Source organism: Phenylobacterium sp., assembly GCF_030697925.1.
In the GTDB taxonomy this organism is placed as follows: Bacteria; Pseudomonadota; Alphaproteobacteria; order Caulobacterales; family Caulobacteraceae; genus Phenylobacterium.
The window spans coordinates 1-4,142 of sequence record NZ_JAUYOJ010000174.1 but is presented as its reverse complement, the minus strand read 5'-3'; the positions used below and the strand labels follow the sequence as shown (position 1 = coordinate 4,142).

The 4,142-nt window shown below is 45.7% G+C and carries 1 protein-coding gene; it reads left to right on the top strand.

Annotated features, from left to right (window positions below):
- Positions 1-24: 24 nt before the first annotated feature.
- On the top strand, positions 25-4,142 hold a 4,118-nt coding region (locus tag Q8Q88_RS17040; protein ID WP_305676380.1), incomplete at its 3' end, for an amino acid adenylation domain-containing protein.

Below are 4,142 nucleotides of genomic sequence, written 5' to 3'. Positions count from 1 at the left end.
TTATGCCTTGAGCGGTCCCTTGAGATGATAATTGGTATTTTAGGGGTATTAAAGGCAGGTGGGGCGTATGTGCCGATTGACCCTAACTACCCAGCGGAGCGGATTCAATACATACTGAACGATACCCAAAGTGTGTTGCTGTTAACGCAATCGCACTTATCGGACAAACATATCCCTTCGATTCCATTAGACGAGCGTCCTTATTGCAAAGAAAAAGCAACAAATCTAGGTATTAGAACACAATCTAGCGATTTAGCGTACGTGATTTATACCTCAGGTACTACGGGCGCACCGAAGGGAGTTATGGTTGCACACCAAAGTGTTAATCGATTGGTGCGAGCGACTAATTATATTGAAATTCATGCGGAGGATCGCATGGCTTTTTCATCGAATGTGGCGTTTGATGCGGCTACGTTTGAACTATGGGGGGCGTTATTGAATGGTGCTCGCATTATTTGCTTACCACAAGAAATTTTGATTGATATTGAGCAATTGGGTTTATTTTTAAAAACGCATGGCATTACGATTCTATCCCTGGTTTCCTCATTATTTCATGTCATTGCTACAAAAAATCCAAGCATTTTGAATTCGTTGAACTATTTAATTGTGGGTGGAGAGGCTTTAAGCATAGACGCTGTTCATCAAATGATATCATACGGAGAAACTCAAACTCGTATATTGCAATGTTATGGTCCAACGGAAGGAACAGTGTTTACGAGTGCCTATTTTATTAATCAGACCGATGTATACGCCCGAAGTGTTCCTATTGGAAAGCCGATAAGTAACGGCGCAATCTATGTTCTTGATGAGCATTACAATCCGACACCCATTGGTGTTATTGGCGAATTATACATAGGAGGCGCGGGTCTTGCTCGAGGCTACTTCAACCAGCCGCAGCTCACCAGCGAGCGCTTTATTGAAAACCCCTTTGCGACCAAAGAAGATAAACTCAAGGGTTATAACAGGCTATACAAAACCGGCGATTTAGTCCGCTGGTTACCCGATGGTAACTTAGAGTACATAGGTCGCAACGATTCCCAAGTAAAGATACGCGGGTATCGGATAGAGCTTGGCGAAATAGAGCATGTGTTATCGCGTTATGCCCCGATATCGCAAAGTGTGGTGATGGCGATGACGAAGGAATCGCATGCTTGCTTAGTGGCCTATTATGTCAGTGAAGCGCCCATTGATGATGGAGTGCTGAGGGGGCATTTAGCATTAAGTTTGCCTGATTATATGATGCCTGGCGTCTTTATTCACTTATCAGCCTTTCCCATAACCGCGAATGGTAAATTAGACCGCAAGGCATTGCCGGCTCCGACTTTTAAGGGCAATGCGAACGGTTATTTAGCGCCCCGCACGGCATTGGAGCGGGTAATGGTTGGGGTATGGCAAACGGTCTTGGGTTTAGAGCGCATTGGTATTTTGGATGATTTTTTCCGTTTAGGCGGGGATTCAATACAAAGCATACAAGTTTCAGCGCAATTACAGCGAGAAGGGGTGGATTGTCGGATTCGAGATATTTTCACACACCGTTGTGTTCAGCGTTTAGCGCAAGTTTTGCATGAGGCAAGACGGATAGAGGCGGAGCAAGGTTTATTAAGCGGTGTGTTTGGATTAAGCCCTATCCAGTCACGATTTTTCGCGCAATCTTTACCGAAACCCAATTACTACAATCAATCTGTTTTAGTGCGCGTGCCCCCGCTTGTGGTGGAGCGGTTATCAGGCGTCATAGAAAGGCTTTCTTCCCACCATGATTTATTACGAGCGCGTTTCATTACCTCAGCCGAAGGGTTTGTGGAGCAAGCGTATTTAAAGGCCAGTGAGACGCCGGGGCTCAAGGTGTTGGATTTAGCAACCTTGACAGAAGACGCCCTTATTGATGTGCTGACGACGTGGCAAAGCACCTTTGATATAGCGCAGGGCCCATTATGGCAGATTGGTTATATTGGTGGTTATGCAGACGGTAGTGCACGCATCTATATTGCGTTACATCATTTGATAGTTGATGGGGTTTCTTGGCGTATTTTAATGAATGACATGGCGCGTTTGTATGCAAATGAGTCATTGGGTCAGAAGAGTAGTAGTTATCGTCAATGGGTATTGGCGATGCAGGCCTATCCTGAACAGCACGCGAAAGAGCTCGCTTACTGGGAGTCACAGGCATCATCCTGCCCTCCTTTGCCTGATGCATTGGATGACGCTTATTACGCCAGTTGTCGATTAAGTCCCTCTAGCACGAAAGCCTTGTTGAGCGATGCGAATAAAGCTTATCACACCGAAATAAATGATTTACTGTTAACGGCATTGGCCTATACGTTAAGCGATTGGCTAGGTGAGGTCAGTTATGTTATTACACTAGAAGGCCATGGACGTGAGACAGAGGATGAGCGTTTGGATGTGTCAAACACGCTTGGTTGGTTCACTAGTCTATTTCCGGTAAAACTGAGCGTCGCATCGAGCATTGCTTTGAGCATACAAGCGATTAAAGAGTCGTTACGCAGCATCCCCAACAAAGGAATTGGTTTTGGGGCTTTTAAGTATATTGCAAAAGCAAGCACGCTATCTGATGAGTTGCCGTCGATTATTTTTAACTATTTGGGTCAATTTGATACTCCAAGCGGTTATTGGCAATTGGTGGGTGACTCATCAGGCGAAAGCCTATCTGCCTCTAATCAGACTCCACATGTTTTGATGATGAATGGGCTTGTTAGTGATGGCGCACTAGAGTTTTCGATATCAACGCATGTTTCAAAACAGGCGAGCGAGAGGGTTTCCAGCCTATTTAAGAAGCATTTGGAGGGGATTATCGCCCACTGCGAAGAGCAAACGGTGGAGCGCTATACGCCAAGTGATTTTAATACGGTGCAAATAAGTCAAGCCTTGCTGGATAGGTTACAGGCAGAAAATCCAGAGATTGAAGCGATTTATCCTGCAACGAGTTTACAGCAAGGATTTATTTATCACGCGCTCAGCCAAGCAGACGATGATGCGTATCGAGTGCAGGTATTGTTGGATTATGAAAACTCGATGGATGTCGAGGCTTATCGGAAGGCATGGGAGCTGACGATAGCCACTTATCCGATTTTACGTACTTATTTTAACTGGGATGAGTCCGTTATTCAGATTGTTAGTAAAGTCGGGCGATTGGATTTTAGAGCGCATAAGCTGTGTGACGAGGAAGATAAAGCCCATGCAATACGATTGATTCAAGCAGCGGATAGGGCGGAGGGGTTTGATTTGCAGCAACCGACCTTGTTGCGTTTGCATCTCATCCAGCAAAGCAGTGCGCATTACACGTTGTTAGAAAGTGTGCATCATAGCATATCGGATGGTTGGAGTGGCCCCATTGTACTCAATCAAGTGCATGCCTATTATCAGGTTCTCCTCAATGGAGGACAGCCAGGCGTTCAAGAAGAGACGGCGTATTTACGTGCGCAAGCTTATATTGCGACCCATCGAGACGAGGTCAACGCCTATTGGCAAGAGCGAATGCAAACGGTGTTGTCAGTAAATGATTTAAATCCACTCTTAAGCAAGCCGATTCATCTTGATTCGGTACGTACCGTGAGTGAGCCAAGAAGCATTCATCTTTCTCTGGACGGGGCGCTTTATCACTCGTTGAAGCAGTTGGCCCGGGAGGAAGGTTTTACGTTGAACGTGTTGATGCAGTTTGCTTGGCATAAGCTGATTCAGACGTACACCCAAGATTTTCAAACCATAGTCGGTACGGTGGTATCAGGACGCGCGCTACCGATAGCGGGTATTGAAGACAGTGTCGGGCTTTATATTAACACGCTTCCGCTCATCATGGATTGGGAAGGAAACCAGACGCTATGCGAGCGATTGCGTTTACTGGAAGAGGCCGTGACAGGGCTTAATGAGTACAGTTTTGTTGATTTGGCGCGATTGCAACAGGATGGTGCTCGTGTGTTTCATAGTTTATTTGTGTTTGAAAATTATCCGGTTGCTGAGTCGGGTGGAGAGGCTGAGTTTGGACTGACATTGCGGTTTCGTGATGCGATTGAAAAGCTCGATTACCCATTAGCCCTCATTGTCGATGTGTCTACAGAGGCTATCAATGTCTTATTAAAGTATGACGGGTTCTCGCTGACGGATGCCAAGGCGCAAATTTTATTAAG